This window comes from Novosphingobium sp. BL-S-24, assembly GCF_055521575.1.
On sequence record NZ_CM145488.1, the window covers coordinates 1,899,727 to 1,924,945 of the forward strand.

Annotated in this window: 23 protein-coding genes and 1 tRNA gene; 14 read left to right on the forward strand and 10 right to left on the reverse strand. The window is 61.8% G+C overall.

The window, feature by feature from the left end; translation table 11 throughout:
• Positions 1-57: 57 nt before the first annotated feature.
• Positions 58-603 carry an inorganic diphosphatase gene (ppa, locus tag ACZ1JM_RS14455; protein ID WP_465133069.1) on the reverse strand — a complete coding sequence of 182 codons (546 nt, stop codon included), beginning with the start codon at positions 601-603 and terminating at the stop codon, positions 58-60.
• 111 nt (positions 604-714) lie between these two features.
• Complete coding sequence (locus ACZ1JM_RS14460) at positions 715-2,670, reverse strand: M61 family metallopeptidase (protein ID WP_465133070.1); 1,956 nt, start codon at positions 2,668-2,670, stop codon at positions 715-717.
• Positions 2,671-2,774: 104 nt separating this feature from the next.
• Here ACZ1JM_RS14460 and hisS point away from each other — a divergent pair, with 104 nt between their 5' ends.
• From hisS to pepF, 7 genes are all read left to right on the forward strand, one after another.
• Positions 2,775-4,019, forward strand: a complete 1,245-nt coding sequence (gene hisS, locus ACZ1JM_RS14465) for a histidine--tRNA ligase (RefSeq protein WP_465133071.1) — start codon at positions 2,775-2,777, stop codon at positions 4,017-4,019.
• Between the two features lie 37 nt (positions 4,020-4,056).
• Positions 4,057-5,127 (forward strand): peptide chain release factor 1, encoded by a 1,071-nt coding sequence (gene prfA, locus ACZ1JM_RS14470; protein WP_465133072.1) that lies wholly within the window; start codon positions 4,057-4,059, stop codon positions 5,125-5,127.
• The gene (prmC, locus tag ACZ1JM_RS14475) at positions 5,120-5,998 is read left to right on the forward strand and encodes a peptide chain release factor N(5)-glutamine methyltransferase (protein ID WP_465133073.1); all 879 of its coding nucleotides are present in this window, start codon (positions 5,120-5,122) and stop codon (positions 5,996-5,998) included. Before prfA ends, prmC begins: the two co-directional genes overlap by 8 nt.
• A gap of 245 nt (positions 5,999-6,243) precedes the next feature.
• Positions 6,244-7,245 (forward strand): DUF4167 domain-containing protein, encoded by a 1,002-nt coding sequence (locus tag ACZ1JM_RS14480; protein ID WP_465133074.1) that lies wholly within the window; start codon positions 6,244-6,246, stop codon positions 7,243-7,245.
• Positions 7,246-7,311: 66 nt separating this feature from the next.
• On the forward strand, positions 7,312-8,976 hold the full coding sequence (gene lnt, locus ACZ1JM_RS14485) for an apolipoprotein N-acyltransferase (RefSeq protein WP_465133075.1): 1,665 nt from the start codon (positions 7,312-7,314) through the stop codon (positions 8,974-8,976).
• 45 nt (positions 8,977-9,021) lie between these two features.
• A complete protein-coding gene (metK, locus tag ACZ1JM_RS14490; RefSeq protein ID WP_465133076.1) occupies positions 9,022-10,236 on the forward strand; it encodes a methionine adenosyltransferase in 1,215 nt (404 codons plus the stop codon).
• 205 nt (positions 10,237-10,441) lie between these two features.
• Positions 10,442-12,319: an oligoendopeptidase F gene (gene pepF, locus ACZ1JM_RS14495; RefSeq protein WP_465133077.1), complete on the forward strand. Its 1,878-nt coding sequence runs from the start codon at positions 10,442-10,444 to the stop codon at positions 12,317-12,319.
• 42 nt (positions 12,320-12,361) lie between these two features.
• Here pepF and ACZ1JM_RS14500 read toward each other — a convergent pair whose 3' ends face one another.
• Positions 12,362-13,813, reverse strand: coding sequence for an NAD-dependent succinate-semialdehyde dehydrogenase (locus ACZ1JM_RS14500; protein WP_465133078.1), 1,452 nt, complete (start codon positions 13,811-13,813; stop codon positions 12,362-12,364).
• Positions 13,814-14,129: 316 nt separating this feature from the next.
• Here ACZ1JM_RS14500 and ACZ1JM_RS14505 point away from each other — a divergent pair, with 316 nt between their 5' ends.
• The 4 genes from ACZ1JM_RS14505 (at position 14,130) to ACZ1JM_RS14520 (ending at position 18,278) form a co-directional block, all read left to right on the forward strand.
• Positions 14,130-15,731 (forward strand): carboxyl transferase domain-containing protein, encoded by a 1,602-nt coding sequence (locus ACZ1JM_RS14505; protein ID WP_465133079.1) that lies wholly within the window; start codon positions 14,130-14,132, stop codon positions 15,729-15,731.
• Positions 15,732-15,757: 26 nt separating this feature from the next.
• Positions 15,758-17,599 carry an acetyl/propionyl/methylcrotonyl-CoA carboxylase subunit alpha gene (locus ACZ1JM_RS14510; protein WP_465133080.1) on the forward strand — a complete coding sequence of 614 codons (1,842 nt, stop codon included), beginning with the start codon at positions 15,758-15,760 and terminating at the stop codon, positions 17,597-17,599.
• A complete protein-coding gene (locus tag ACZ1JM_RS14515) occupies positions 17,599-18,048 on the forward strand; it encodes a MaoC family dehydratase (RefSeq protein WP_465133081.1) in 450 nt (149 codons plus the stop codon). The genes ACZ1JM_RS14510 and ACZ1JM_RS14515 overlap by 1 nt, the downstream gene beginning before the upstream one ends.
• Positions 18,049-18,131: 83 nt before the next feature.
• Positions 18,132-18,278: a hypothetical protein gene (locus ACZ1JM_RS14520; protein ID WP_465133082.1), complete on the forward strand. Its 147-nt coding sequence runs from the start codon at positions 18,132-18,134 to the stop codon at positions 18,276-18,278.
• Here ACZ1JM_RS14520 and ACZ1JM_RS14525 read toward each other — a convergent pair.
• On the reverse strand, positions 18,275-18,718 hold the full coding sequence (locus tag ACZ1JM_RS14525; RefSeq protein WP_465133083.1) for an acyl-CoA thioesterase: 444 nt from the start codon (positions 18,716-18,718) through the stop codon (positions 18,275-18,277). The two genes, ACZ1JM_RS14520 and ACZ1JM_RS14525, sit on opposite strands and share 4 nt — an antisense overlap.
• 52 nt (positions 18,719-18,770) lie before the next feature.
• Here ACZ1JM_RS14525 and ACZ1JM_RS14530 point away from each other — a divergent pair, with 52 nt between their 5' ends.
• Positions 18,771-19,400 carry a cytochrome b gene (locus ACZ1JM_RS14530; RefSeq protein ID WP_465133084.1) on the forward strand — a complete coding sequence of 210 codons (630 nt, stop codon included), beginning with the start codon at positions 18,771-18,773 and terminating at the stop codon, positions 19,398-19,400.
• Between the two features lie 134 nt (positions 19,401-19,534).
• Positions 19,535-19,621: transfer RNA gene (locus tag ACZ1JM_RS14535), tRNA-Leu, on the forward strand.
• A 586-nt stretch (positions 19,622-20,207) separates the two neighbouring features.
• On the opposite strand, the gene ACZ1JM_RS14540 is transcribed toward ACZ1JM_RS14535, so the two are convergent.
• The 4 genes from ACZ1JM_RS14540 to ACZ1JM_RS14555 form a co-directional block, all read right to left on the reverse strand.
• Positions 20,208-20,312: a hypothetical protein gene (locus tag ACZ1JM_RS14540; protein ID WP_465133085.1), complete on the reverse strand. Its 105-nt coding sequence runs from the start codon at positions 20,310-20,312 to the stop codon at positions 20,208-20,210.
• A gap of 8 nt (positions 20,313-20,320) precedes the next feature.
• The gene (locus ACZ1JM_RS14545) at positions 20,321-21,031 is read right to left on the reverse strand and encodes a recombinase family protein (RefSeq protein ID WP_465133086.1); all 711 of its coding nucleotides are present in this window, start codon (positions 21,029-21,031) and stop codon (positions 20,321-20,323) included.
• Complete coding sequence (locus tag ACZ1JM_RS14550) at positions 20,988-21,449, reverse strand: DUF2924 domain-containing protein (protein ID WP_465133087.1); 462 nt, start codon at positions 21,447-21,449, stop codon at positions 20,988-20,990. The genes ACZ1JM_RS14545 and ACZ1JM_RS14550 overlap by 44 nt, the downstream gene beginning before the upstream one ends.
• Before the next feature lie 164 nt (positions 21,450-21,613).
• Positions 21,614-21,811, reverse strand: coding sequence for a hypothetical protein (locus ACZ1JM_RS14555; RefSeq protein WP_465133088.1), 198 nt, complete (start codon positions 21,809-21,811; stop codon positions 21,614-21,616).
• A 203-nt stretch (positions 21,812-22,014) separates the two neighbouring features.
• Here ACZ1JM_RS14555 and ACZ1JM_RS14560 point away from each other — a divergent pair, with 203 nt between their 5' ends.
• Positions 22,015-22,221 carry a hypothetical protein gene (locus ACZ1JM_RS14560; RefSeq protein WP_465133089.1) on the forward strand — a complete coding sequence of 69 codons (207 nt, stop codon included), beginning with the start codon at positions 22,015-22,017 and terminating at the stop codon, positions 22,219-22,221.
• A 210-nt stretch (positions 22,222-22,431) separates the two neighbouring features.
• Here ACZ1JM_RS14560 and ACZ1JM_RS14565 read toward each other — a convergent pair whose 3' ends face one another.
• Both ACZ1JM_RS14565 and ACZ1JM_RS14570 read right to left on the reverse strand, forming a co-directional pair.
• A complete protein-coding gene (locus ACZ1JM_RS14565; RefSeq protein WP_465135087.1) occupies positions 22,432-23,358 on the reverse strand; it encodes a formylglycine-generating enzyme family protein in 927 nt (308 codons plus the stop codon).
• 132 nt (positions 23,359-23,490) lie between these two features.
• Complete coding sequence (locus ACZ1JM_RS14570; RefSeq protein ID WP_465135088.1) at positions 23,491-25,191, reverse strand: arylsulfatase; 1,701 nt, start codon at positions 25,189-25,191, stop codon at positions 23,491-23,493.
• Positions 25,192-25,219: the final 28 nt, after the last annotated feature.

Below are 25,219 nucleotides of genomic sequence, written 5' to 3' on the forward strand. Positions count from 1 at the left end.
AAGGGCCGACAGCTTTCGCCGCCGGCCCTCGCACCACATGGGGAGTGGATCTCGTTCTTACGCGGTTACGGCCTTTTCAGCCTCGTAGCGCTCGATCGCTTCCACAACGATACGGCGCGCATCTTCGGCGCCGCCCCAGGTTCCGACACGCACCCACTTCTCTTTTTCAAGATCCTTGTAGTGGGTGAAGAAGTGTTCGACCTGCTTGTAAACGATTTCGGGAAGGTCATCCTTCTCGTTCACGTTCGAATAGTAAGGGAAGGTAGAATCGATCGGCACGCAGAGCAGCTTCTCGTCACCACCATGCTCGTCTTCAAGGTTGAGGACGGCGATGGGGCGAACGCGAACCACGCAGCCGGGGATGAAGGGCGAACGCGCAACGACCAGAGCGTCGAGCGGATCGCCATCGGGCGAAAGGGTATGCGGCACGAAGCCGTAATTGGCGGGATAGCGCATCGGCGTATGTAGAATCCGATCGACGAACAACGCACCGGAAGCCTTGTCGAATTCGTACTTGACGGGTTCGCCGCCGACAGGAACTTCGATGACGACGTTAAGGCTCTCGGGCGGATTGTCGCCAACTGGAATCATGTCGATACGCATAATGGTCCTTACTGTAACTGGCACAACCAGGTCATGCCGGTTGGATCACGATGCGGTCGCGCTTAGCCGCGCAACTTTTGCACCGCAACTAACTATTAGCGGGAAAGACTGTTAGTTTCGACGAGGCGACAGCAGCTTGTCGAACCCGTTGCCCCGGCCGGGGGTCGTGCTCTCCAGCCAGGGATAGCGCAGACCGCCGTGGTAATCGACCGTGACGGTTTGATACCGGTCCCCTCGGCGAAGCAACAGGCTGATCGGTGCCTTCGACGTTGAGGCGTCGGTGATCGCGTCCTTCATCACGTCGGCATCATACGCGCGGCCGTTGATCGCGGTGATCTTCACGGCGTTGACGATCCCTGCATTGTACGCCGGGCCATCCCATAGCGTAGAAGTGACTTCGCCGTCCTTGTTCAGGCTGATGCCCAACGAATACGTCAGATCCAGTGTCTTTCGAGAATCGGCCACGCCTTTGTCATAGGCGTTCGGTTTGTCTTTCCACACCAGCTTGTAGCCGGCCATCTCCACGCCTTTCAGGGGCGCTGGCTGACCGGTGGCATAGAGCCGCGTGCGAAGGAAGCTGGCCCAATCATAGGCATAGACGCCGTTCAGCGTCTTCACGATCTCATCGAAATCGTAAGTCACTTCGCCCCAGTCGCCGTCCCGGATGCCGAAAAAGGCTTTGGCGAAATCATCCAGGCCCTTGGCGCCGCGCGTGCCCTGACGAATGATCTGATCGGCTTCGAGCCACACCAGCGCGCCTTCGACGTAGTAATCCTCACCCCGGGTCAACGACATGTAAGGGAGCGGCCGTCGCCGGTTGAGTTGCGGTCCGGCAGTCGTATCCTCGACCGAGCGCCAGCCGCGACCCGGTGTGCCTTGCGCGTACTTGCCCGCCGCCGTCGCGAACATCGCCATCACCATATCGCGCGATTGCACGCCTGACCTGGCCGCGAGGACATAGCCCCAGAACTGCGTCTGGCCTTCGTACATCCACAACAGCGTGTTCTGCATCGGCTGCTGGTAGTCCGGGGTCCACGCATCAGCACCACGCCGGAACTTGCCGTTCCAACTGTGCACGAATTCATGCGAAATGACGTTGCGGTCCCAATCCATCGCGTCCCAGTCGATCCACGATTTGGGCTCCTGCTGGTTCTCGCTGGAGCGGTGATGCTCAAGCCCTATGCCACCCATTCGATCGGTAAGGGCGAGCAGGAATTCGTAGTGATCGAAATGCCGTGCGCCGAACGTCGCGAGCGATTCGGTTACGAGCTTGCGGTAGGTGTTCAGATGTTCCGGCGTGATTTTCAGCAGGTTCGGCTCATCGGCGACGACGTTCATCGACACGTTCTGGCCGAGATCCCAGCGCTGCGCATGAATGCCCGCAAACACCGGGGAATCGACCAGCCGCTCGTAATCCGTTGCAGCCCAGGTGACGATGTCCCACGTCCCCGTGCTGGAGCCGCGCGTCATGCCATCGAGCGCGGTATAAACCGTCCATCCGCGTGGGAACGTGACGGTGGGCTTCATCTGGATGCCGCGCGTGTAGAATCCTGCGGGGTACAGGCTCATCTTTTCCCATTGCAGGTTGAGCATTTCCTGCGTCATCGTCACCCGCCCCTCGGTGGATTGCAGGGGGGAGGTATGCACGAACCTGGCGGTTACCTGACCGGTACCTGCTGGCAGGTCGAGGTGAAAGGCGTTCACCGCGACAGTATCCCGCACCCACGGAATTTCCTTGCCGTCGGCAAAGAAGTGGATGTCTGCCAGAAGCGCATAAGGCCCGGTCTCCGAGTGATTGCCGGGCAACCAGCCGGGCTGGAGCAGTGTCAGCCGCGAGGTCCCGTTCGCAACAGGGAAGGTCTGGGACACGCGATAGACGCCACGCTGGATATCGCTGGCGTCGATGTCGAGCGCAACGGTGCCGCCATAGGGCACGTCACGCGCCGACGGGATCTCGGGCGGCAGCGGTGGCGCCATGGGGGTGGAACGAGTGGCATCCTGCGCCAGAGCCGATGTCGACAGGACCATGGTTGCGAAGAGCGAAGTAGCTGCAAAGCGATATTTCATAAGACAAATCTTTGCCGCTCCGGGCCTGTTTGGCAACTGCAGAGTCGATACAATCCCGCGCGGCCACTTCCCCCGCCGCGTGGATCGGGCTAAGCGCGCGCCTCATGAACACCACGCCCCAAGCCATTCGCGGAACCCAGGACATTTTCGGCGCCGAGGCCGAGGCTTTCGCCCATGTCGTCGATACGTTCGAGAGAGTGCGCAGGCTCTATCGCTTCCGCCGCGTGGAGATGCCGGTGTTCGAGAAGACAGCAGTATTCTCCCGCTCGCTGGGTGAGACGACCGATGTCGTATCGAAGGAAATGTATTCGTTCGAGGATCGCGGCGGCGAGTCGTTGACCCTGCGTCCCGAATTCACCGCCGGTATCGCCCGCGCCTACCTCACCGATGGCTGGAAGCAATTCGCCCCGCTCAAGGTGGCGACGCACGGGCCACTGTTCCGGTATGAACGCCCGCAGAAGGGTCGCTATCGGCAATTCCACCAGATCGATGCCGAGGTAATCGGCGCGGCCGAGCCAATGGCCGATGTCGAACTGCTGGTCATGGCCGATCAGTTGCTCAAGGAACTGGGCATTGCCGAAGGCGTGACGCTCCAGCTCAACACCTTGGGTGACGGCGCCAGCCGCGACGCGTGGCGCGCCGCGCTGATCGAGTATTTCCGCGATCACAAGGCTACGTTGAGCGAGGATTCACAGGACCGGCTTGAACGCAATCCATTGCGTATCCTCGACTCCAAGGATCCGCGCGACAAGCCCTTCACCGCCGACGCGCCCCGGATCGATGACTTCCTGTCGAGCGAAGCACAGGATTTCTTTGGCGCGGTGACGCAGGGGCTGGAGGCGGCATCGGTTGATTTCGTCCGCGCACCCGCGCTGGTGCGCGGGCTGGACTACTATCGCCACACCGCGTTCGAATTCGTGACGGATCGTCTGGGTGCGCAAGGCACTGTGCTGGGCGGCGGCCGCTACGATGGGCTGATGGCGGCTTTGGGCGGACCCGAAACCCCAGCGGTGGGCTGGGCGGCCGGGATCGAACGTCTGGCGATGCTGGTTGGCGATGCAGGTGAATTGGCCGAGACGGTCCCGACGGCGATCCTCGCGATAGAGGACGACGCTGCCCTTGCTTTCGCATTGAAGACGATCACCGCCTTGCGGCATCAGGGCATCGACGCTGAGATGATCGCTACCGGGTCGCCGCGAAAGCGTTTTGACAAGGCCGTGAAGATCGGCGCGAAGGTGCTGGTGTCGTTCGTCATGAAGGATGGCACGCCGACCGCGAACTTGCGGTCGGCCGAACCAACTGCCGATCTGCTGGCGGTCGAACAAGTTTTGAAGTCAATCCACCCGTGAGGCGCATCCATCTCCTTCACCCGGCAGAGAGGGTCTGATGGCGATCTCGGACGCGCGTCTCGCCCAGATCGCCTCGCGGTTTGCCGAACTGGAAGCTCGCCTGGCATCCGGGACGCTGGAAGGCGACGCGTTCGTCGCGGCGAGCAGGGATTATGCCGAGTTGGAGCCCGTGGCGCGAGTATCGGCTGATATCGTCGCCATGCGGGGGGAGCTTTCCTCGCTGCAGGCGCTTGACGATCCCGACCCGGAAATGCGTGCCCTCGCGGCAGAGGAAGTCCTGCGACTGAAGGCGGAATTGCCCGAGGCGGAACGCCGCATGTCGGTGTTGATGCTGCCCCGCGACGCCGCCGATGTTCGCCCGGCGATGCTGGAGATTCGCGCAGGCACCGGCGGCGACGAAGCGGCGCTGTTTGCCGCCGACCTCTATCGCATGTATGAACGCTATGCCGCAGAGCAGGGCTGGCGAGTGGAGATGGTCAGCGCGAACGCCAGCGATGTTGGCGGCTTCAAGGAAGTCGTGGCCAACATCTCGGGCTCGGGCGTCTTCGCCAAGTTGAAGTTCGAAAGCGGCGTTCACCGGGTTCAACGCGTGCCGGTGACCGAAAGCGGCGGGCGGATCCACACGTCGGCGGCGACGGTGGCAGTTCTTCCCGAACCGACCGAAGTTGATGTGCAGATCGACGACAAGGATCTCAAGATCGATATCTACCGCGCCAGTGGCGCCGGTGGCCAGCACGTCAATACGACCGACTCCGCCGTGCGGATCACACACTTGCCGACCAATCTGGTGGTGATCTGCCAGGACGAGCGCAGCCAGCACAAAAACAAGGCGAAGGCCATGCAGGTCTTGCGTGCGCGCCTTTATGAGAAGATGCGTGATGAGGCGCAGGGTGCGGAAGCGGAAGCACGCAAGGCCATGGTCGGCTCTGGCGATCGATCGGAACGCATACGAACCTACAATTTTCCGCAGGGCCGCGTCACCGACCACCGCATCAACCTTACGCTGCACCGGCTTCCGGAAATCCTCGAAGGCCCCGGCCTTGCCGAAATGGTCGACGCGCTCATCGCGGAGGATGAGGCCAAGCGCCTGGCATCGATGGATGACTGACGGCACGAGCGTCCCCGCTCCGTCCGTGAAAACCGTGGCCGAGGGTATCCGGGGGGGCGCCGCGCGACTGGCCTCGACTAGCGATACGGCCCGCCTTGATGCCGAAGTGCTGATGGCGCACGCGCTGGGCGTCGATCGCTCCCGGCTGCTCCTATCGCACATGCGCGATGAATTGCCGGGCGGCTTCGACGACTTTATCGATCGCAGGATACGCCATGAACCGGTCGCCTACATCACCGGAACGCAGGAATTTTTCGGACTGCCTTTCAGAGTGGGCCCTGAGGTTCTTATTCCGCGCGGCGATTCCGAAACGCTGGTTGAGGCCGCCCTTGCCGCACACCCCGGAGCGAAGCGTGTGCTCGATTGCGGCACTGGTTCGGGTGCGCTGCTGCTTGCCGTCCTGGCAAATATGCCTGACGCTGAGGGGATCGGCATCGACCGGTCATCTGAGGCACTGGCAATGGCTCAGTCAAATGCCGACGCGCTCGGGCTGGCTGATCGATCGCACTTCCGTCTTGCTGACTGGCACCAGCCCGGCTGGAGCAAGGGCCTGCTGCCCGGGAGTGAAACTTACGACGTCGTCCTTGCCAATCCGCCTTATGTGGAAACGGATGCCAACCTCGATCCATCGGTACGCGATTTCGAGCCTTCCGCTGCCTTGTTTGCCGGGCCGGACGGACTGGACGATTACCGGGTTCTCGTGCCTCAACTGCCAGACCTGTTGGCCCGTGGCGGCGTTGCGCTGGTCGAAATCGGGCACGAGCAGGCGGAGGACGTTTCAGTGATCGGTAGGGCTTCGGGTCTGGCGCCCACCCTCCGCCGCGATCTGGCAGGCCGCGCTCGGGTCATCGTATTTTCGCGGATAACGTGAATAGGAAGCAAGTTTTCGCTTGGAATTAACCGACGCAGTCCCTATTGATTGAAGCGAACCGGCCTATGGACGATGTTTTCCCATACCCGGATCGCCTCCAGCATTTGCAAGCGGTCGTGGCGTTAGCGCCACGGCAGGCAGATGTGGAACTCGCGGCAGCCGGGGGCCAGCCGCGATCATATGACGTTTGGCATACTGGCTTGTGAGGCGCAGGTGGGTGTCTGGGGTTTTGAGGAAAGTCATCCTTGAATAACAATCGTGGCAGCAACAACAATAACCGCCGGCGTGGCCGCGGTAACAATCGTCAGCAAGGCGGCGGTCAGCAAACGAACCGGATCGACAGCAGGGCACGTGGAAACGCGCCCCAGATGCTCGAGAAGTATCGCAAGCTGGCCCATGATGCGCATTTGAACGGCGATCGCGTGACGGAGGAGTACAACCTTCAGTTCGCCGATCACTATTTCCGCGTCATCGCCGATCAGAAACAGCGGCAGGAGGAAATGCGCCAGCCGCATCAGCCCCGCCGGGAAGATCGGCCGTCCGAATACGGCGACGATTATGGGCAGGAATACGATCCATACGGCGAAACCCCGTCGATGCCGGCCGACCGGGCGCCGCGTTACGAACGGGATCCGCGGCAAGAGCGCGAACCACGTCAGGATCGCGAGCCGCAGCAGGACCGCGAACCGCGTCAGGAACGAGAGCCCCGCCAGGATCGCGAACCGCGCCAGGATCGCGAGCCGAGGCAGAATCGCGATAACCGGTATGACCGTGATCAGCGTCAGGACCGGGTCGAGCGTGAACCCGCTAGTGTCGACGTCGACGCGTCCGCTGCTTCGGCAACCGACCACGCTGTTGAACCGCAGACTTCGATGTATGAGCCAGCGGAAAATCCTTTTGTCCGTGACAATCGCGGTGCCAATCGTGGGCTGAAGCAGCGCAAGCCGCGTCGTTCGCGTGACGAAGCCGGGCAGGATTCTTTCCTTGCCGAAAACGAGGGCACGGAAGCTGCTGCGTCGTCAGCAGCGACGGCCCCATCGGAAGAAGCGCAAGGCAATTTCGATGCGGCGACACTGCCGCCCGCGATCGTCAGCAAGCCCGCCCGTCGCACTCGAGCGCCAAAACCGGTCGAACAGCCTGTGTCGGATGAAGGCGCTTCCGATGAAGTGGCGGAGGAAAAGCCCCGCCGTCGTCGCACCCGCAAGCCTGCTGCGGGCGAGACGGCTCCCGAGGCAGTCGACAACTGATCTGAAATAGTCTGTCCGACGCGGCGCAACTTGTCTTGCGTCGCGTCGGCCGGGGCTTACAAGCCCATGCCGATGCAACCCGATCGGCGCACCTTCCCATCTTCCGCGATAGTGCATCTGGCCGTGGCGTCGCCGCGGCCAGCCGTGCGCGCTGCATCGGCGATTTTAGCCGGCGCCATCGTTGCATGCGGATTCCAGCCGCTCTCGCTGTGGCTGCTGACTCTGCTCGGGGTCGCCTGGCTTTTGGAGCTGTTGGCGCGGACCGGTAAGCCTCGGCAGGCCTTTGCCTTGGGGTGGTTCTTCGGGCTTGGGTACTTCACGCTGGGCAATAACTGGATCGCCACCGCCTTTACGTACCAAGCCCAAATGCCGGCTTGGCTGGGGATGATCGCTGTATTTCTGCTGGCGTTTTACCTGGCGTTGTTTCCGGCCTTAGCGACGTTGGCAGCGTGGCTGGCAGCCCGGCAGGGACGTAGCGGCGAGCGTGGGTTTTTGTCACTGGTTCTCGCATTCGCCGGATGCTGGATCGTCGCCGAATGGATCCGCGCCTGGCTGTTTACGGGCTTTGCATGGAACCCACTCGGAGTGGCGCTACTCGGCCCGTTCGATAGTCCGGGTCTGGCGATGCTGACGCCGTGGATCGGAACGTATGGGCTATCGGGCGTTCTCGTCCTGCTGTCCGGCTCCTCCGGGTTTTGCGTGCGCATCGCTTGGCAACGGGAGGGGGTCGGCCGTGCGATCCCACTTGTTGTGATGCTGATCATGGCGGCATTCGTGACCGTGATGATGCATCTTCCCGGGCCGCCGGTTAGGGAAGGCGTGGTTCGCTACACTTTGGTCCAGCCGGATTTGCGCCAGGAGGTGATAGACGATCCCCGCGAGTTCGAACGCAGCTTCCAGAAACTGGCACGGCTTTCTTTGCCGCAGCAGGCCGGGGAGCGCAGGGTCGTGTTCTGGCCGGAATCCGGGCTGAGCGATTTCCTGCGGGACGGATATCCCGCCTACGTCTATCCCGTGTACACTTACGGCGATGATCCGCTGATGGCTCGCAAACGCATCGGCAGAGTGATCGGTGATTACGGAGTGCTCCTGACTGGCGCAGTGGACCTGGCGATCAGGGACGGACGCCAGATTGCGGCCCGCAATTCGGTGACGGCGCTCGACGGAAGCGGCAATATTCTGGCTGGCTATTCCAAAGCTCACCTCGTCCCGTTCGGGGAATATCTCCCGCTGCGTGGTATACTCGAACCACTGGGCGCAAGTCGGCTGGTTGCGGGCGCGCTGGATTTCTGGCCCGGCCCGGGTCCGCGCACGATCGATTTCGGAGCCTTCGGGAAGGCAGGTGTCCAGATTTGCTACGAAATCGTGTTCAGTGGAGAAGTGGTCGATCCGCACAATCGGCCCGATTACATCTTCAATCCATCCAATGATGGCTGGTTCGGTGCGTGGGGTCCGCCGCAACATCTGGCCCAAGCCCGCCTCCGTGCGATCGAGGAAGGACTGCCCGTCCTCCGCTCCACAACCACGGGGATCAGCGCGGTTATCGACGCCAATGGAATCGTGAGGTCGTTTGTGCCGCGCCATCAGGCGGGGCGACTGGATGGGCGCATACCGCCTGCGAACGCCCCGACGCTGTTTGCACGCTTCGGAAATATTCTGCCTCTGGCTTTCGCCGCGATGCTGGTTTTTGCAAGCGTCTGCGTGGTTGCGCTGGGTCGCCGGCGGGGCTAGACCGCGATTACGACATAAAGCTTCCTTTATATCCCAGGGTTTCTCATGCGCAGCAACTACGTCTTCACGTCCGAGAGCGTTTCCGAAGGCCACCCGGACAAAGTGTCCGACCAGATTTCCGATGCGATCGTCGATCTCTTCCTGTCAAAGGACCCCGAGGCGCGTGTCGCCTGCGAGACCATGACGACCACGCAACTCGTCGTGCTGGCGGGCGAAATCCGCTGCAAGGGAGTGTTCGAAAATGGGCAATGGGCCGATGGCGCGTTGCAGGAGATCGAGGATACGGTTCGCCGGGTCGTCAAGACAATCGGCTATGCGCAGGATGGCTTCCATTGGGAGACCTTCGAATTCATCAACCGCCTTCATGCGCAGTCGGCCCATATTGCGCAGGGCGTCGACGCCTCTGGCAACAAGGATGAAGGCGCGGGCGACCAGGGCATCATGTTCGGCTTCGCGTGCGATGAAACGCCAGACCTGATGCCGGCAACGCTCGATTACAGCCACAAGATCCTGCATCGTCTGGCCGCTGACCGTCATTCCGGGGCCGCCGCTTTCCTGGAGCCCGATGCGAAGAGCCAGGTTACGCTGCGCTTTGAAAACGGAGTGCCGGTGGCGGCAACGGCGGTCGTCGTCTCGACACAGCATCAGCCGGGATACGACGCCGGAGAGAAGGAAGCGGAACTCAAGGCCTATGTGCGCCAGGTAGTGGCAGAGGTTCTTCCGGACGGTTTCGTCACGCCCGATACCGTGTTCCACATCAATCCCACCGGCTCGTTCGAGATCGGCGGTCCCGATGGTGACGCGGGCCTGACCGGGCGCAAGATCATCGTCGATACCTATGGCGGCGCGGCTCCCCATGGTGGCGGCGCGTTCTCCGGCAAGGACCCGACCAAGGTTGATCGGTCGGCCGCTTACGTGACGCGCTATCTGGCCAAGAATGTCGTCGCCGCAGGCCTTGCGACGCGGTGCACGATCCAGGTTTCCTATGCGATCGGCGTGTCGAGTCCGCTGTCGCTCTATGTCGATACGCATGGCACCGGCACGGCAGAGGACGCAGCGCTGGAAGCCGCAATCACCAAGGTCGCGGCGGACAAGTTGGGCGGGCTGACCCCGCGCGGCATCCGCCTTGGGCTGGGGCTGAACAAGCCGATCTACGCGCCGACTGCTGCTTACGGCCATTTCGGCCGCAAGCCCGAGGGCGATCTGTTCCCGTGGGAGCGCACTGATCTGGCCGACGCACTGAACGCCGCTATCGCCTGATCGCCATCCGTTTTAGTGAAAAAGGCTGCGCCGGTACATCACCGGCGCGGCCTTTTTCATGGGCTGGATCCAAGCGTCAAATCGATGAACAGTCGACAACCATCGACCTGAGGCAAGGCTGGACTTGCCTTGTGGCGTTCAGGCGATAGCCTTGGCCTATAAACCCTCGCGCTGTTCCGGGCGCGGGATGCCAGGGGACCCAATCATGATCGAAACCGACCGTCGCGGTGCTTTGGGGCTGGCCGCTGCGCTGCCTCTCGCCTCGGCCTTTCCATCCATTGCCGGTGCCGCCACCGCTACAACTCCAGCCGCTGCGGGGACGGCGGCCTGGGATCTTACCGATCTCTTTCCCGACCTTGCCGCCTGGGATTCCGCGCGCAAGGACGTTGCCGCCGCATTGCCGCGTCTCAAGGCCTACAAGGGCACGCTGGGTCAAGGTGCCGACGCAATGGCCAAGGCGTTGGAAGACATCTCGTCCGTGATGATCAAGCTGATGCGGGTCTACGTTCACGCCTCGCTTCGGGCCGACGAAGATGTGCGCAATTCGGCGAACCAGGAACGCAACGCGCAAGTCGAGGACCTTTACTCCTCCTTTGGTGAAGCCACTGCCTGGACATCCCCGGAAGTGCTGGCGCTGGGCAAGGACAAGGTCGAAAGTTACATCGCGGCCAATGATACGTTGAAGCGTCGCTTCGCGCATTCGCTGCGCACCACGCTGCGGCTGGCGGCGCACACGCTGGACGCAAAGGGCGAACAGATCCTCGCAGCCGTATCATCGCCGCTGTCCGGCCCGCAGACGATCCGGGGCCAGCTTTTTGCATCGGACATACCGTGGCCGACGGTCACCCTGTCAGATGGGCGCAATCAGCGGTTGGATGCGCAGGGCTACACCCTGACCCGCGATGCGCCCAACCGCGACGATCGCAAGAAAGTGTTCGACGCCTTCTTCGGCGAGATGGGCAAGTTCGAGAGTTCGCTCGGTGCAGCGATGGCCGCCAAGCTCAAGGCTGATGTTTTCGAGGCGCGGACACGCAACTATCCCAATTCACTCGCTGCTGCTCTGTCTGGGGATAACGTGCCGGAGAGCGTGTATCACACGCTCATCACCGAAACCAATGCCGGACTTCCGCAGCTTCATCGCTCGTTCGAACTGCGACGCAAGATGCTGAAGCTGCCGGATATGCATTATTACGATATATATCCTCCACTGGTCAGTTTGGATCGCACGTTCTCCCTGACCGACATGCGCAATGTTACGCTGAAGGCAGTGGCGCCGCTTGGCCCCGATTACGTCAAAAGGCTGGGCGCGGCGACGGCGGCCAAATGGATGGATCCGTTTCCCCGGCCCGGCAAGCGCGCGGGCGCGTACATGAACGGGTCGGCCTATGGCGTGCACCCTTACCTGCTGCTCAACCTGGGCGAGAATTACGAAGGGCTGTCCACCTACGCGCACGAGTGGGGCCACGCCATGCATTCGCTGCTGGCCGATTCCGCACAGCCGCTCGAGATGTCCGACTACCCGATCTTCACGGCGGAGATCGCGTCAACCTGTAATGAGGTCCTGCTGACCGAGTACATGCTGGGCCAGGCGAAAACCAACCAGGAAAAGATCTACTACCTGGGGATGCGGCTGGAGGGCCTGCGTGGCACGTTCTTCCGACAGGCGATGTTCGCCGAATTTGAGCTGAAGATGCACGAAATGGCTGAGGCGGGGGAAGGGCTTTCGGGCGAGAGCCTGACGCGGGTCTATCTCGATCTGCTCAAGCGGTATCATGGACCGAACTTCGTGATCGATGCACCTTACGCGATCGAATGGGCGTATATTCCGCATTTCTACAACCAGTTCTACGTCTACAAGTATGCGACGTCGATCGCGGCGGGCACGTGGTTCGCCAAATCGATCCTGAGCGGGGGCAAGGCCGAGCGCGAGAGGTATCTGGATGTGTTGCGGGCAGGTGGTTCGGCTGACCCCGTCGACATCATCAAGGCATCGGGCCTCGATATGACGGCGCCGGACCCTTATCGCGGCCTGGTGGCGGACTTCGCCGCGACGATGGATCAGATCGAGAAGTTGATGGGGTGATCGAAGAAGGGCGGCCAGATCGCTGGCCGCCCTTCTTGTTCATCAGGCTGGCTTGATGCCCATGCAGAGGTACTTGACCTCCATGTAGTCATCCAGTCCGTAGTGCGAACCTTCACGGCCGAGGCCCGACTGCTTGACGCCGCCGAACGGGGCGACTTCCGTGGAAATCAGGCCGGTGTTGATGCCGACCATTCCGGCCTCCAATCCTTCGGCCACGCGCCACACGCGAGACAGGTCGCTGGCGTAGAAATAGCTGGCGAGGCCAAATTCGGTATCATTGGCCATGCGGATCGCTTCAGCCTCGTCGGTGAAGCGGATGACGCCGGCTAGCGGCCCGAACGTTTCTTCACGCGCCAGCTTCATGTCGGACTTCACGCCGGCGACGACGGTAGGGTTGAAGAAACTGCCGCCGCGTTCGTTGCGCTGCCCGCCTGCCAGGATCTTCGCGCCGCCATCGACCGCGTCCTTGAGGTGTTCCTCCACCTTTTCGACGGCCTTTACATCGATCAGCGGGCCGACATCGGTCCCATCGTCCAGCCCGTAGCCGACCGTCATCTTGTTGACCCGCGCGGCCAGCTTCTCGACGAATTCGTCATAGACGCCGTCCTGAACATAGAAGCGGTTGGTGCAGACACAGGTCTGTCCGCCGTTGCGGAACTTGGAGATCATCGCCCCTTCGATCGCGGAATCGACATCGGCGTCGTCAAAGACAAGGAACGGCGCGTTGCCGCCCAGTTCCATGGAACACTTCTTGATCGTCTCGGCACATTCGCGAAGCAGGTCGCGCCCGATTTCGGTGGAGCCGGTGAAGGTCAGCTTGGCGACCTTAGGGCTGGCGGTGAGCGCGGACCCGATCTGTCCCGCGCTGCCGGTGACGACGTTCACAACGCCCTTCGGGATCCCGGCCATTTCGCACAGGCGAGCAATCGCGAGCGCAGAGTAAGGCGTTGCCGAAGCAGGCTTGATCACGATGGTGCAACCCGCCGCCAGCGCCGGGCCGAGCTTGCGGGTGATCATCGCGTTGGGGAAGTTCCATGGCGTGATCGCCGCGACGACGCCGACGCCCTGCTTGATCACCACGATGCGGCGGTCGGCGGCATGGCCGGGGATCACGTCGCCATAGGCGCGCTTGCCCTCTTCGGCGAACCATTCGATGAAGCTGGCGCCGTAGGCGATTTCGCCCTTGCCCTCGGCAAGAGGCTTGCCCTGTTCGCGGCTGAGAAGCTCTCCCAATTCATCCTGGTGCGCCATCATCAGGTCGAACAGCTTGCGCATCAGCTTTGCCCGTTCACCTGCCGTCTTGGCGCGCCATGCGGGAAGGGCGGCTTCGGCGGCGTCGATCGCACGGTTCGTTTCGTCCGCGCCCATCTTCGGCACCGTCCCCAGGACAGCGCCTGAACCGGGATCGGTGACTTCGATCGTTGCACCGCCGTCGGCATCCACCCACTGGCCATCGATGTAGCACTGCTGCTTCAGGAAGTCGGTATAGGCCATTTTTCAGCGGTTCCTCGTCTAAGGTCCAGTTCGGGCGTCTCGACCGGACGCCTGCGTTCGCGGGTGTTGGAATAGGCATCACCCCTAGCCATGACAAGGGAGCCGCGCCTCCTGCGACAAGCGAGAGGTAACGGTCATTGCCGCCTGTTCGCAGATCGGGCACCAATGGCACCCCGCTATGACGCCCGTCGCTATAGACAGCGTCTATGGTATGCACCGGCAACTTTCAATTTTGGCCGACGTTGCCTGTACGATAGACCAAGCCCCGAAACAGGAGAGGCAGTCCATCGCGCTGCCCGAATTGGAAGGAAGATGCATGAGCGCTCCGGTCCTGCATACGCAGATCGACCTCGCCAGTCCGGAAGCTATCGCCCGCAACGCGCACAATCGCGCTTTGGCCGAGGAATTGCGTCAGCGCGTAGCCAAGGCCGCCATGGGTGGTGACGAGAAATCGCGTGCGCGGCATCTGTCGCGAGGCAAACTGCTGCCGCGAGACAGGGTGGAGCGGTTGCTCGATGCCGCGTCACCTTTTCTGGAAGTCGGCCAGCTTGCCGGCAACGGACTTTATAACGACGAGGTTCCCGGCGCGGGCCTGATCGCCGGGATCGGTCGCGTGTCCGGCCGCCAGTGCATGATCTTCGCCAACGACGCGACGGTGAAAGGCGGCACGTATTTCCCGATGACCGTCAAGAAACACCTGCGCGGTCAGGAGATCGCTCAGGCCAACAGGCTGCCATGTATTTACCTGGTCGATAGTGGCGGGGCCAATCTTCCCAATCAGGCGGACGTCTTTCCCGACCGCCATCACTTCGGCCGGTTCTTCTTCAACCAGGCGCAGATGAGCGCGGCGGGCATTCCGCAGATCGCCAGTGTCATGGGCAATTGTACTGCAGGCGGGGCTTACGTCCCGGCGATGAGCGACGAGAGCATCATTGTGAAGGAGCAGGGCACCATCTTCCTGGCCGGACCGCCGCTGGTCCAGGCCGCCACGGGCGAGGTCATCAGCGCGGAAGATCTCGGTGGAGGGGACCTGCACAGCCGAAAGTCCGGCGTCACCGATCATCTGGCCGAGGATGACGAACACGCGCTGACCATCGTGCGCGACATCGTCAGTCACCTTGGCCCTGCATACGGCCACGGTCTGGCGGTTCAGGATCCGCAGCCGCCAAAGTACCCTGCTGAAGACCTGTACTCCATCATCCCCGAAGATGTGCGTGCCCCCTATGACGTTCATGAAGTCATCGCGCGGATCGTCGATGGCTCGGAGTTTCAGGAGTTCAAGGCGCTCTACGGGAGCACGCTGGTGTGCGGTTTCGCGCATATCCATGGCCTGCCTGTCGCGATCCTTGCGAACAACGGCGTGCTGTTTTCCGAAAGTGCCCAGAAAGGGGCTCACTTCATCGAACTGGCTTGCCAGCGGCGTATTCCGCTGTTGTTCCTGCAGAATATCTCCGGCTTCATGGTCGGGGGCAAGTACGAGGCGGAAGGCATTGCCAAGCATGGGGCAAAGCTGGTCACTGCCGTTGCGACCGCTCAGGTGCCGAAGCTGACGGTGCTGATCGGTGGATCGTTCGGCGCTGGAAACTATGGAATGTGCGGTCGCGCCTATGATCCCCGATTTCTGTTCACCTGGCCCAACGCCCGCATCTCGGTGATGGGCGGCGAGCAGGCGGCCAGCGTGCTTGCTACCGTCCATCGCGACGCGGCTCAGTGGAGCGCCGAGGATGCCGAAGCCTTCAAGGCGCCGATCCGTCAGAAGTACGAGGACGAGGGCAACCCCTACTACGCCACGGCCCGCCTTTGGGACGACGGCGTCATCGACCCGGTGCAGACCCGGGACGTTCTGGGCCTGGCCCTGTCGGCATGTCTGGAAGCCCCGATCGCGGAGGCACCCCGCTTCGGGGTGTTCCGCATGTGACCGAGCGCAGGAACGGGACCGATACCATGATCAAATCGCTGCTCATCGCCAACCGTGGCGAGATTGCCTGCCGCATCATCCGCACCGCGCGGGAACTGGGCATCCGTACCATCGCCGTCTATTCGGACGCCGATGCCGATGCGCTCCATGTGCGTGAGGCTGACGAGGCAGTGCACATCGGGCCATCGCCTGCGCGCGAGAGCTATCTGGTGGGCGAAAAGATTCTTGCCGCAGCCCGGCAGACGGGGGCCGAGGCAATCCATCCCGGCTATGGTTTCTTGTCGGAGAACGCAGATTTTGCGCAGGCGGTCATCGATGCGGGGATCGTCTGGGTCGGGCCTGACCCATCCTCCATCACCGCGATGGGGTTGAAGGATGCGGCGAAGAAGCTGATGGCCGATGCGGGCGTGCCGGTGACGCCGGGCTACATGGGCGCGAACCAGGAGCCGGCCTTCCTGCGGGCGGAAGCGGACAAGATCGGCTATCCCGTGCTGATCAAGGCCGTAGCCGGTGGCGGCGGCAAGGGGATGCGGCTGGTCGAAAGCAGCGAGGCATTCGTGGATGCGCTGGCATCCTGTCAGCGGGAAGCCGCCGCGTCGTTCGGCAATGACCATGTCCTGATCGAGAAGTACATCGCCTCCCCTCGCCATATCGAAGTGCAGGTATTTGGCGATCACCACGGCAATGTCGTCCATTTGTTCGAGCGCGACTGTTCGCTTCAACGCCGCCACCAGAAGGTGATCGAGGAAGCACCCGCTCCCGGCATGGACGCCGCGACGCGGGAGGCGCTTTGCTCCGCGGCCGTCCGGGCGGCGAAGGCGGTCGATTACGTGGGTGCGGGCACGGTGGAGTTCATCGCCGATGGTTCCGGCTCCCTCCAGGCGGATCGCATCTGGTTCATGGAAATGAACACCCGGCTTCAGGTGGAGCATCCGGTGACGGAGGCCATCACGGGCGTCGATCTGGTCGAATGGCAGTTGCGCATCGCCAGCGGCCAGCCGCTTCCCGTATCGCAGGATGACCTGTCGATCGACGGCTGGGCGATGGAAGCGCGCCTCTATGCCGAAGATCCCGCCAAGGGGTTCCTGCCAAGTATCGGAAAGCTGGAACTGCTGCAATTTGGCGAGGCGGAAGGCGGGCGCATCGACACGGGCGTGTACGAAGGCGCGGAAGTATCCCACTTCTACGACCCGATGATCGCCAAGGTCATCGCCTGGGGCGAAGATCGCGAGGAAGCGCGCGAGCGGTTGGGCGAGATGCTGGAGGACACGGCAGTCTGGCCGGTGCGCACGAACGCGTCGTTCCTGGTGCGCGCTCTCGACCATTCCGATTTCGCTGCCGGCAAGGTGGACACAGGACTTATCGGTCGTGACGGCGAAGCCTTGGCGGAGGCGCCGGTTCCATCGCCCGATACGTTACGCGCTGCCGCGCAGGCGCTCGTACCGGCGATGCCGATCGCGGGTTTCCGATTGAATGCGGCGCCCGCCCAGACCGGCTGGTTCCTGCTGGATGGAGAGAAGATCGAGATCGAACTGGACGGTGAGGGTTCGGACGAACCGATGCCCGGCGTCCTCCTGACCGAACAGGGGCAGGCCTGGCTGCTCACCCCATGGCGCCGCGATGGCGCACACGGCGTAGCTGGCGGATCGGGCACCATCGTCGCTCCGATGCCCGGCAAGGTGATCGCGGTAGACGTCACGCCGGGGCAGTCGGTGGCCAAGGGGCAGAAACTGCTAACGCTGGAAGCGATGAAGATGGAACACACGCTCACCGCTCCGTTCGACGGCGTTGTCGCCGAATTGAAGGCAGTGGCAGGGCAGCAGGTTCAGGTCGATGCCCTGCTCGTGAAGATCGAGGAGACGCAGTAATGCCCGGGCGATTTTTCGATGAGTGGAATGTGGGCGATCGGATCACTCACCAGCCGTCGCGGACGGTCACGGAAACGGATAACCTGCTGTTCTCCGCGATGACCCACAACATGCAGCCGCTTCATCTCGATGCCGAAGCGGCAAAGGCCAGCGAATTCGGCCAAATCCTGGTCAACTCGACATTCACGTTCAGTCTGGCCGTGGGTCTGTCCATCGCCGATACTACCGTCGGCACGCTGGTCGCCAATCTGGGGTTCGACAAAGTGGTGACGCCCAAGCCCACCTTTATCGGCGATACCCTGACGTGCTCGAGCGAAGTGGTGGACATTCGGGAAAGCAAGTCACGGCCCGGGCAGGGCATCGTCGTGTTCAAGCACGAACTGACCAATCAACGCGGCGAGGTGGCCTTGTCGATGCTGCGGACCGTCCTGTTGAAGAAGCACGCCTGATACGGTGCAATAAAGGTTGGGTTCAGGAACCCGTTTGCCCCAATTCTGTTTCCTGAGATGGAGCAGTAGTAGAGGCAACGGCGATGAACGACCCAGCGATGTTTCAAGCCACGCAAGTGCGATCCGAACCGCCGGCGTTCGACGTGCCCATGATCCTGCTGCTGAACACCGTCCTGTGGATGATCCTGGTGCTGCTGACGGCTGGCGTCGTCAGGCTGATTTCGGCTTAGGAAACTTCAGGAATAAGCTTGGCAAAGCTCTCGCGCCAAAGTTCGGACAAAGGCGCCGGGCGTCGGCTGGCTCGGTCAACATACACATGCGTGAACGAACCTTGAGCTGCCGGATCATCCTCCCCCTGAACAAATAAAGCCAACTCGTACGTCACACTGCTGTTGCCCAGCCGGGCAACGCGTAGACCCACTTCAAGCTTCTGCGGAAAGTGGACCGATCGCAGATAGCGACATCGCGTCTCGGCCACGACGCCGATTGGGTCGCCGTTTTCAATGTCGAGCAGAGCCTCGTCGATCAGCCAGGTGTTCACCGCCGTATCAAAAAACGCATAGTAGACCACGTTGTTGACGTGGCCATACACATCGTTGTCGTGCCACCGCGTAGTGATGGGGACAAAGGCGGCGTAGTCCGAACGCGGACGAACAGGTTCTCGGCTCATGGCACCGCGATAGGATATTTTCCTTGGGATGCCATCGCTATCGCGCCGGTCGGTGCCGCTGTTCGCTCCTCGGACTAAAGCGTGCACGTTCCGCACAACCGTATTGCCCTGTTGGTGTACGCATGTGATCACACGCATCGGTGCAGGCAAAGCGGAGCTACAGATGCAAGCCACACGATACAATGCCGGCGCGCGGACCCTGCATTGGGTCATTGCCATACTCATCATACTCAATCTGATTCTGGGATTGTTTCATGATGCGCTGGGTTCGACCTTCGCCGTCATGCCGCTTCATAAGTCGGTAGGTTTGACGATCCTGGTGCTTTCTATCGTGCGGCTGGCATGGCGGATGACGTGGAAGGCGCCACCGTATCCTGGCTCCCTCCCTGCATCGGAAATCGCTATCGCCAAGACGGTTCACGCCATTCTGTATGTGCTGATGATCGCCATGCCGCTGTCAGGCTGGATTATGTCGTCCGCCGGAAAATATCCGCTGAGCTTCTTCGGATTGTTCGACTGGCCCAAGTTTGCCGTGACCAGGGGCGACCTGCTGGTCACAGCAGGGCAGAATTTCCATGGCATAGGCGGCTGGATATTGCTCGTGCTCGCCCTTGGGCACATCGCTGCCGCCCTGCGACATCAGTTGCTGCTGAAGGACGGTGTCTTCCAGCGGATGTGGTGATCCAAGGTCGCCGTCAGATGAGAAAAAGGGTGCCGCAGAAAATAATCCGCGCCACCCGCTTGCCAGCGGCAAAGGCCCTTGCTAATGGCCCGCTCCTGCCAGGGGCGGATGTTCATCCAGCCCCGAATATACATGCGGTCGTGGCGGAATTGGTAGACGCGCAACGTTGAGGTCGTTGTGGGCGAAAGCCCGTGGAAGTTCGAGTCTTCTCGACCGCACCAGGCAGTTTCTGAACAGCACTGATATTTGCCTTCGGGCACCCGGGCAAGGCAAACCCCCGCCGTTCGGCGCGCCTTGGGCCATCCTGATGGCGATGCTGCAGACAGAGACCCCCTGCAATGGCCCGGGAATTGCCACGAAAAAGGCCGGGTTCTCTGTCCGAAAAAACCCGACCACACCCTATTTGCAGGCTGGCTGAGTGGCCTTAGATCCCTACCCCTTAAACCCGAGCGCGCGCTCTTGGTCGCGCCAGTCGATCGGTAGCGTATCATTCAACAGTTTTGCCCGGGTCAAATCCTTCGGCTGACTTCCACCGACGATTGCCTCGATCACCCTGGGGCTTATCCAGGATAATCTAAGCAAGCGACCAAGCTGGGTACGGCATCGCCGTTCGCGCTTGCCAAGCGCATTGAGACTGACCTCGGGCGAAGCCATGACCATCGCCTGCACTTCGAAGGCGTCACGAAGAAGCTTCAGGAGTGGCTCGCTGGTTTTGCCTTCCCTCGCCGTGGCGTCGATTGGATCTTCGTCTCCCGGAACGGCTTGCGGCTGGGAAGCGGCAGGCGAACGTGAATCGGGTCAGGGCTTTCAATTCCGAGCGGAGCGCTCCGCCTGCCAAAGTGCTTCATCGACGATCGGCTCGTGCTCGCCATCATGGATCGCGCCCCGGTGGACGATCTTGCCGCGATACACCGGGTTTTTTAGAAGATAAAACAGGCTTCCCCGGCGAAACGGAATGCCGTCCCGGTGGGGCCGCTGGTACGCGGTTGTACATCCGTCAGTACCCCTTCGGTTCTAAGGACCTCGAGTAGTTTTGGTGCTGTTTTGACCTCAAGGTAGCGGCGCATGATCGTGCGGACACTCTCTGATTCCTCTGGCACCGGGACGAGCTTGCGGGCGGCGACGGTATAGCCCAACGGGACCGGGCCACCCATCCGCAGACCTTTCTTCTTGGAGGCCGCGATCTTGTCGCGGATGCGCTCGCCGGTGACTTCGCGTTCGAACTGCGCGAAGGACAGCAGCACGTTCAGGGTCAGGCGGCCCATGCTCGATGTGGTGTTAGACGCCTGCGTCACTGAGACGAAGCTTGCCTGCCGTGCATCCAGTCGCTCGACAATCTTGGCAAAGTCGCCGAGGCTACGGGTAAGCCGATCAACCTTATAGACGACGATAACATCGACATTGCCGGCGTCGACCTCGGCGAGGAGCGCCTTCAGTCCGGGCCGCTCCATGGTGCCGCCCGAGAAGCCGCCATCATCGTAGGCCTGCGGCACTAGGGTCCAGCCTTCATGGCGCTGGATGAGGATGAAGGCTTCGCAGGCCTCGCGTTGGGCATGCAGGCTGTTGAACTCCTGCTCCAGACCGTCCTCAGCGGATTTGCGGGTGTAGACCGCGCACCGCAAGACCTTCATGTGGACGAGCCTCCAGCCCGAAGAAGCGTGGCCCATTCCAGTGGGTCCCGGTGATCTCGCGGGCGATAGCGCTCAAGGAGCTCCAGCATTTGTCCCGGTATTCAAAGCCGCGTTCGAGAACGGTGACCGTGTGCCCAACGCCGTGCCAGTCGCGAATTAAACGGGTACCGGGTGTCAGCCGACGCGGGGCGGCCGCCGCTTTGCCATCACCCTTACCAGGCGATTGCAGAAATGCGCGAGTGGCACGACCTGGCCCGCCATGGCGCTGCACCTGTATGCGATAGGCCAGACCCATACGAAGCAAATCGACCGCGATGTTGGGACAGGGGCCATCACAGCGCAACGCCCATTCGGATCGCAGATCATCGGTCGTCATGTCCATGATCCGTTCCATGGGGAGGCGAGGGTGGCGGGCCATCAGCGTTTGCCCTTAATAGGCATGCCGACGTCACGGGCATTGCCGTCTTCAACGCTACACTTGCGAACCCTATATATCGTCACCCCGTCCTCCCGTTTGCCGCGATCGATGATGCTTCCCTTCTTGCGGAGGCCGGTGAGAAACGCGCGAAGTGAATGGGCCTGTCAGCCGATGATCTGGCTTAGATCCTCAACGGAGGTACCACTGGGCTGCGATAACCGCTGGACCACCTGTGACGCCTTGGTCGGCGAAATATTCTTGCTTTCGGCAAGGGTGGCACTGGTTGCAACCGGTATCTCGACCGGTAGCGACGGGCGGGTTATGCGCCGAGTACGGATGTTGGTGACTGCGACATCTGACATGTGGGGCTCATGTTTAGAGCAACGTAAGTGTCGCTCCCACTACCCATGGCCCCGCCGGTCAGCCGGTCAGGGCTCTTGCCGCGCATGAACACCGCGCACTCCGGTACCAATGCTCGACTTGCCGGCGAAGTCGAGCGGAAAGGTGACGTCAGCGAGAAAGCTGCATCTGGACTTCAGGGAGGGGGTCGGGCGTCTTGACACTTATGGACGATGACACCCGGCACCTGCTCAACCTGCTGTGTACCCGCATCGGCATGATCATGGAGGATGTCAGTGTGATTGCAGTGAGAGTAGGATCGCTGGATGGGGAGAGCCAAGCCGAGGCCGTTCAGAAGCTCAACGCCGGCGCGGCGCGGATCAATGCTCTCACGCAAGCGGCAATAGTAATTGGCGACGGACCCGAGGGGTAAGCCTAGCATAGCTCGCCAAGTCGGGGCGGAACCTGGATAGGGGGCGCAGAGCAGGTTCCGCTTTTGGATTTATCAGACGGTCGCCTTCGGAGAAACAGCTATTGGACAACCGAAAGTCTGAGCACTCGGCGCGCGTTCATTCCTCGCTGTGGCTTAATACGTTAACGTCACATACCTGCTTGACCAAATCGGTATGGTGATAAGGATCACTCAACGTCGAACGCAGCGGAAGCCGATGTGCGATGTGGCTGTATCGATCATCTCGGGATGACGTGCGGCTGGACGATAGCGCTGGCAATAGTTCGCCGCGCACAAATGTGATCCGCCTTTCAGAACTTTGCGTCCGATCCGCACGTTCGGTTGTGAAGGATCGAAGCTTTCTTTTAGTTTGCCACCCCTCGGATTGCTGACGGTACAGCACGACTGACCCGCTTTCATCTGAAGGCGCGCATCGGGCTTGTCGCTCCACCAGTCCTTGGTCCATTCCCAAGTATTGCCGATCATGTCGAAAACCCCGTAGCCATTGGCGGGGTAGGTCTTTACAGGCGAGGTACGCTCCCAGCCGTCCAGCTTCTGGTTGGCAAAGGGAAACAGGCCCTGCCAATAGTTTGCGAGCATCGCCCCGCCGGGAGCCAGTTCATCGCCCCAGGCATAGTCCGCGCCGTCGAGCCCGCCGCGCGCGGCGAACTCAAATTCGGCTTCAGTCGGCAAATCCTTGTCTGCCCAGTCCGCATAGGCCTGCGCATCGGCATAGGCGATCTGGACGACCGGATGGTCCCAGAGGTTGAGAGCATCTACGTTCCGGTCTGGTCCCAGCGGATGACGCCAGTCGGCGCCGAACTCGAAGCGCCACCAGTTGGCTGGATTGCCAGTGTCCGCCGGCGCGATGGTTTTATGAAATACCAGCGAGCCGGGCTGCGCCATCTCGGGAGCCATGCCCGGATACTGCGCGGGATCCGGTGCGATTTCGGCAACAGTGCGATAGCCGGTAGCTGCAATGAACTGTGCGTATTGGCGACTAGTGACCGGTGTGGCATCGATCCAGAACCCGTCGACCGACACGCGCCGCACGGGCGCTTCCTCGGGATAGAAGGTGTCCGAACCCATGGCGAACGTGCCGCCAGGGATCCAAACCATTCCGGCTTGCGCTTCGGGCTGCGTATTCGTCATTGTGATGCCGTCCTGCAAACCTATTATTCGTCGTCATTCTCGCACCAAGCGAAACGGCTGGCGGCGTGCTTGGTAAATTGTCCTGCATGCCTTGGCGCTTCAGGGCTGTTCGGTGGATGTCGCCTCATCCTTCGGCAGCGCTACGCCTTTCCGCGCGGCGTAGTGATCCCAGTCCGCCACGAGTTCGGCAAGCTTTTCGGCATGGCTGGCGGCAAGGTCGGTTCTTTCGGCCGGATCGGTCGCAAGGTTGAATAGCTGCCACTTGCCCTCACCTACACCGCTGCGTGGATAGGTAGCGCCGGATTTCGGTAAGTAAACTGCCTTCCAGTCGCCCTTGCGCAGCGCGCGGCGATAGAACAATTCGGTGCCGACCGGCTCGTTCGGCGAGCGCACTTCGCTGGCTTTCTCGGTCAGGACGGGGACCAGACTATGCCCCTCGAACGGCAGGATTGCTCGGCCCTTGTAAGTGGCGGGCTGGGTCAGCCCGGCAAGGTCGAGCAGTGTCGGCGCGATGTCGGTGACGCTTAGATAGCCGCGTGCGATGCGATTGCCGACGACGTCCTTGCCGGAGGCGAAAGCCGAGACCCGCGTTCCGCCTTCGGTGGGGTAGCCCTTCACCAGCCACGACGGGGTGCTGTTGGCCTGCGCCCAGCCCGCGCCGTAGCCGACGTAGGAGGTGGCGTTGCCGATGTTCTCCAGCCGGTTGTCGATACCCAGTTTCTTTGCGCCGCCAGGCACGCCGCGAACCTGGAAAGGCGCGTCGATCTCACTGCCCTCGGGGCCGTTGTCCGAAAGGAAAACAATGACCGTATTGTCGTACTGGCCGGTGCGCTTCAGATCTGCGATCACGCGGCCCACGTTCTGGTCCATGCGATCAACCATGGCGGCGTAAACTTCCATCTTTCGCGCTTCGAATGCCTTTTGCTCGGCTGTCAGGCTGTCCCACGGCTTCACGCCGTCTAGTGCATGGGGTCGCTGGTCGAGCGCGACAAGGCCAAGCTTCTTCTGCCGCTCGAGCCGCTGTGCGCGCAGCACTTCGTAGCCGGCATCGTAGCGGCCCTTGTACTTCGCGATTGTCTCGGCCGGGGCCTGCATTGGCCAGTGCGGCGTGGTGAATGTGAGATACGCGAAAAATGGGCGCTTGTCGGTGGCCCCGTCACCGAGGAATCCGATCAGCCGGTCGGCGAACTGATCCGCCGAGTAGTGTCCGACCGGGAACTTCACCAACTTGCCATCCTGTCGGTAAAGCGAGTTCGCCTTGGCCTTGGTCCAGGCCGCGTTCTGGTCTTCGCCGAAGTGATTGCCCAGTCCTTGGAGCAGCGCATAGGAATGTTCGAACCCGCGTGCCGCCGGGCCGCGATCCTCAGTGAGGCCCAAGTGCCACTTGCCGGACATGAGTGTACGGTAGCCGCCCTGTTGAAGCAGTTCCGCAATCGAGGCGACGCGGTCGTTGAGATATCCTTCGTACCCAGGCCGGTGGGCGAGGGCGGCGGGGCGCGATTCCACCATGGTGCCGATCCCGGCCTCGTGATTGTCCACCCCGCTCAGCAGCATCGAGCGGGTCGGCGAACATGTCGGCGCAGTGTGGAAGCCGGTGAAGCGAACGCCGCCATTTGCTAGCGCATCAAGGTTGGGCGTCGAGATCTCACCCCCGAAGGCACCCATATCCGACCAACCGAGATCGTCGGCGACAATGACGAGGAAGTTGGGGCGCTGGGCACTCTGTGCGGTGCCGGAAGCGGCGGCCGATGCGGGGGCGGGCGCGGCGGGGGCGACCTGCGCGGCGGCGGGACGGGTCATCAGGGTGCTCAAGAGAGCGGCGGCGATC